This is a genomic window from Ferrimicrobium acidiphilum DSM 19497 (genome assembly GCF_000949255.1).
GTDB lineage: Bacteria > Actinomycetota > Acidimicrobiia > Acidimicrobiales > Acidimicrobiaceae > Ferrimicrobium > Ferrimicrobium acidiphilum.
Genome location: NZ_JXUW01000057.1, coordinates 1 through 4,642, shown reverse-complemented (window position 1 = coordinate 4,642; position 4,642 = coordinate 1). Strand labels below are relative to the sequence as shown.

General features: G+C 52.7%; 6 protein-coding genes. 4 read left to right on the top strand and 2 right to left on the bottom strand.

Annotated elements, in window-relative coordinates; genetic code table 11:
* From FEAC_RS16160 to FEAC_RS14300, 4 genes are all read left to right on the top strand, one after another.
* On the top strand, nt 1-267 hold a 267-nt coding region (locus FEAC_RS16160; RefSeq protein ID WP_160290434.1), incomplete at its 5' end, for a transposase.
* On the top strand, nt 257-718 hold the full coding sequence (locus FEAC_RS14310; protein WP_052566607.1) for a transposase: 462 nt from the start codon (nt 257-259) through the stop codon (nt 716-718). The genes FEAC_RS16160 and FEAC_RS14310, both read left to right, overlap by 11 nt.
* An 18-nt stretch (nt 719-736) precedes the next feature.
* A complete protein-coding gene (locus FEAC_RS14305; RefSeq protein WP_152623296.1) occupies nt 737-1,948 on the top strand; it encodes a type ISP restriction/modification enzyme in 1,212 nt (403 codons plus the stop codon).
* 125 nt (nt 1,949-2,073) lie between these two features.
* Nucleotides 2,074-2,970, top strand: coding sequence for an AlbA family DNA-binding domain-containing protein (locus FEAC_RS14300; protein ID WP_160290433.1), 897 nt, complete (start codon nt 2,074-2,076; stop codon nt 2,968-2,970).
* Nucleotides 2,971-4,164: 1,194 nt separating this feature from the next.
* Here FEAC_RS14300 and FEAC_RS16560 read toward each other — a convergent pair.
* Both FEAC_RS16560 and FEAC_RS16555 read right to left on the bottom strand, forming a co-directional pair.
* Nucleotides 4,165-4,458 (bottom strand): ATP-binding protein, encoded by a 294-nt coding sequence (locus FEAC_RS16560; protein WP_419195374.1) that lies wholly within the window; start codon nt 4,456-4,458, stop codon nt 4,165-4,167.
* Between the two features lie 7 nt (nt 4,459-4,465).
* Nucleotides 4,466-4,636, bottom strand: coding sequence for an ATP-binding protein (locus tag FEAC_RS16555; RefSeq protein ID WP_419195373.1), 171 nt, complete (start codon nt 4,634-4,636; stop codon nt 4,466-4,468).
* Between the last annotated feature and the right edge of the window lie 6 nt (nt 4,637-4,642).

Below are 4,642 nucleotides of genomic sequence, written 5' to 3'. Positions count from 1 at the left end.
TCGTCTACGGGGCAGAGGGGGAAAAGTGCCAAGAGCCTAGATGAATTCTTCGATGACCTGGGTGAAGAACGGATTGCCAAGATCAAAGCAGCCACCATGGATCTCGGTCCAGCCTTTGCCAAGGCCTTCCGCGAGAAGGCACCTAACGTCCAAATCTGTCTCGATCCATTTCATGTGGTTAAGTTGGGANCCGAGGCCCNAGAGGAGGTACGCAAGGATCTCTGGCGGGAGATGAGAAAGCTTCCCTCTCCTACCTTTGCCCGGTAAGTTCGCCGGGGCACGGTGGGCACTGTTGAAGAATCCAGGAACCCTAACCAAGCGTCAAGGACTAGCCCTCTTAGCCATCAAACAACGAGGGGGAGCCCTATGGCGAGCTTATGAGATGAAGGAGTCCTTACGGGCGATCTTTGCTGGTGACCTCGAGATCGACGAGGTGAATGAGATGCTCGATCACTGGTGCAAGCGAGCCTCACGCTCACGACTATCGAGTTTCATCCGACTCTCAAAGACCATCCGAACTCATCGAGACGGGATACTTGCCTCCATCAGACTTGGGGTATCCAATGGAAGGGTCGAGGGACTCAACACCAAAGTTCGCTCCATCATTGCCCGCTCGTATGGGTTTCACTCCGCCAAGGCTACCCTCGCACTGGTGATGCTAGCTTGTGGACCGATTGACTTGAAGTTACCCTATGAAAGGGCGAGTTTATCCACATGAATGTCAATAGAGCCATCCTTGACAACTACAGAGTCTGAGGCCGGAGTCTTCAAGATTGACTCGAATGGGTTAGTCACAAATCGTGATGCCTGGGCCTACAACTCCTCGCAAGAGACCCTGCTTACAAAGATGGATTCAATGATTGAGGTATTCAACTCCGAGGTAGAACGCTACAAGAAAGAACAGCCTTCTTCGGTCGATGACTTTGTGATCGCAGACGAGACACAGATCAGTTGGTCACAGAATTTGAAGCGGTATCTTGCTGTATCAGCAAGAGGAAAACGTACACTTCCGCAATTGACGCCAAGTTGCGTTCGCGTAAGCCTGTACCGACCCTTTTTCAAACAGTATGTTTACTTCGACAGCACCTTTTACTGGAGTCATTACAACCTTCCTAAGCTCTATCCGACAGGAGAGGTGAATAATCGGGCGATATTGGTGAGTGGGAGGGGTGCAGGAAGGTTCGCGGTCTTGGCGACGGATGTGACGCCAAATCTCGATACCGTGGAGAAGACCCACGTCTTTGCTCGCTATCGCTACGAGGCTCCTGACACCAAAGGGGCTCTCTTTGATGGAGATCAGCCGGAAATCAGACGAGTCGACAACATCACCGACGAAGCGCTAGCGGAGTTCCAGGGAATCTATTCAGATACCTCACTCACCAAGGATGATCTCTTTGCCTACATCTACGGAGTCCTTCACCACCCAGGCTACATAGAACAATACGCTGACAACCTCACCAAGGAGTATCCACGTATACCTTGGCTTCAGGGGTATCGGGAACTGATCGACGTTGGTGAGAAGCTACTTGACCTGCATGTCGGATATGAAACCGTCGAACCCTATCCAGTGGCGGAGGAGTTCACTCTCATGCCTCCAGAGGACGGACGCGAACGCTATCGCGCGACCAATATGGGGCACCCGAACAGGGGATCCGGAGCGCGAGGTAAAGCCGACTGGGATCGGACACGGATTCAAGTCAACGGACACCTAACGCTTACAGGAGTACCAGAACGAGCATCGGAGTGGATACTCGGGCCACGTCCGACGCTCGAGCTCTTTCTGCAACGGATGAGACCATCTGTGGATAAGAAGAGTGGGATCAAGAACGATCCGAACGAATTTTCGGATGACCCGAAGTATGTGGTGGAACTCACCAAGCGGGTGATCAGGGTGTGCGTGGAGACGCTTGACCTGATTGACCAAATGCCCGACGCGACCAAAGTCTGAGGGGTGTAAACAGAGGTGCAAGCCCTACTCAACGCCGTTCGGTCTCATGACAATACGGTAATGCGATCGAGGATTCCATTGGGTATTACATGGTTGGTTACAGGGACGCGAAGGAGATCTGCATCGTGACAGACACGCCTGAACTTGAAAACTGGACGATAGAACGCCTTCTTGCTTTGATAAGAGACAAGACTCCCGAGGATTTCACCCTGGAGTTCAAGGCAAGCGAGGCATTGGCAAAGACTAATGAAAAAAAGAAAGAGCTGGCGAAGGACATATCAGCGCTGGCAAATTCAGCCGGAGGGACAATCATTTACGGTATTGTGGAAGACCGCAGTACCCATGGGGCAGACAAGCTGGACGCAGGGACGGATCAGGTAGAGATTCCGCCAGAGTGGATCGAACAAGTAGTGGACTCTCGGGTCCATCCTAAAATCAATGGTCTTCGAGTATTTGCAATCCCCGTGGAGGACTCGGATCAAGCTATGGTTGCCTATATCGTGGAGGTCCCTCAGGGCACGACCGCACATATGGCGAGCGACAATAAGTATTACAAGCGCCGTGACCGGACAGTGTCGGCAATGGAAGATTACGAGGTGCGAGATGCGATGGCCCGCGACGTGGTCCCTCGGTTAGACGTGGAATTTGAGATCAAGCGGGTCACAGATAATCCTTTGGCTGTCGACGTCACCTGCTTCGTGAAAAACCAGTCAATTACAGCTGCCGAGTGGTGCGTAGCACGGTGTGTGGTTCCGTCACCTCTCAGAATTGTTAATGACGGTGGTGCTAGTGGCTCGCAGCAGGGGCAATCAGACGCGGGTTGGCCGGTAACAATTCTGTATTTTCAATACGGTGGCATCCAAACGATGCCTGTGTGGCAAGGCCTACGAGTGAATCTACATCCACAGCCCGGCTTAGCCATACGCCTTGAGACAACGGAACCCGGAACATATCTACTAGGTTGGGGGGTGACTGCTCCAGGGATGGGGTGGCGTAACGGTGAAGAGAATATCGGATTTTAATCAGGGCCGTCAGACAGGCGCTGACCTTTCCGAGTGAAGATCTCTCTGCCAGTAAACACCCTTCACCCTCAACCCAACTCCAACCCAACTTTTGCCTCGCACCCACTCGCACTGCCTTGCAGTAGGAGTCAACCATTCTTGGTTTAAGGGTCGCTGACCGGCGCAAATGCAACTTGGTGCGACTGTATGACGACAGATGATGTTGTAACGATACACCTACGGATCAGAAGGTTGGGAGTTCGAATCTCTCCGAGCGCGCTTATTATCCCAGCTCAGAGGCCATATTGCTCCAATGGCCCTCAGAGTTGATTTATGAAAATGTCACGAATTAAAGTGTGACGCTCCCAAAGAGACCACAAGGAGATTCATCCCCAACTCAAACGGAAGGTCAGAGAACTAGTAAAGAGAAGGCGCCTTCATGTTCGAGCATCGACATTCGAGCATCTGTCGCAGATTGGCGCCCTAACAAATCGATACGCTAAAAGCGGCATAGCCAAGCAGAGCCGTATGTCCTCTTTGGTGAGGAACTCCAATCGCAAACTAGCAGCAGGGCGGATTTCCGATTCGCTTGTAACAACTATTCAGCTTTGGGTTCTAGGAACTACAAACAGTTGCAAAAAGGTTGTGGGTGTAGAAACGAGAGAAGCCAGGGAACTCATTGTCCCACTTTGTTAACGGCGACGCCGGCGTCTACCTTGACTCGATGCACAATGCCAGCGCTGCTTCAGTTTCTTTGGTCAGTCTTGTCTCTAGTTAGATTGCATCTTTGAGAAGGGTCGTTTCAAAGAAATGAGAGACCGCGAATGAGCCTGCGAATGCTCGCCATCTACCGCGATGCGATGCAGCGGACGGGAGGCCTAGTTATCGGAGGCTGTAGGGCGCCTTCCCATTTATCTCTGAATTCGGCGCCCGGTTGACCCGTGCATGCATTCTCCAAGCGATTCCTTTTCCCCAAGAGGCCGACGCGCACCTATGACAATGGTTGACCTCTAGCCTCGGCAAACTGATGACTTACTGCTGGCTGCGCCTGTGCCTGGAATGAGGTCGAACTCGTGGTGTGTCATATATGTCAAGGGACATCTCAACCTGCATGCTCACGGACACCTAAGTTGCACGGTGACGGACACTAGTTTTGCACGGGTGAAGGCGCCACTTGAAGAGCGTGTCGCACCAAGCTTTCATTTGGGATTGGTGTTAGAGGGGCATCACCCCCTTGCCCGAGAGAGCCTGTGAGAGTCGGATGGACTCGCCGGTCGTCTCTATGAGATGGGCATGGTGAGCCAGGCGGTCGACAAGCGCTGCAGCAATCGATCTTGGGTTGAGGATCTCATCAAAGGAAGCGAGTCCAAAGTTAGAGGTCACTATCAACGAGGTGGTCTCATAACAGGTCTCGACGACGCGATAGAGCGCTTCGGAGTCGTTCTCACCAATCGGTAGGATCCCTAGATCATCGATGATGACCAGATCGAGACGTCTGAACTTGGCCAGGGTTGAACTAAGGGTATCGGTCGCCTTGGCCGTTGCGATGGTTTGGGCAAGCGATTCGGAGTTTAAACCACGATACTCGCATACCAGCCTCGATCCCCTCGGATGCCAGTGCCTCTGCAAGGAAGCTCTTACCCGTCCCTGGCGGACCACAGACAACGAGGTTCTCTGCTCGCCGTATCCACTC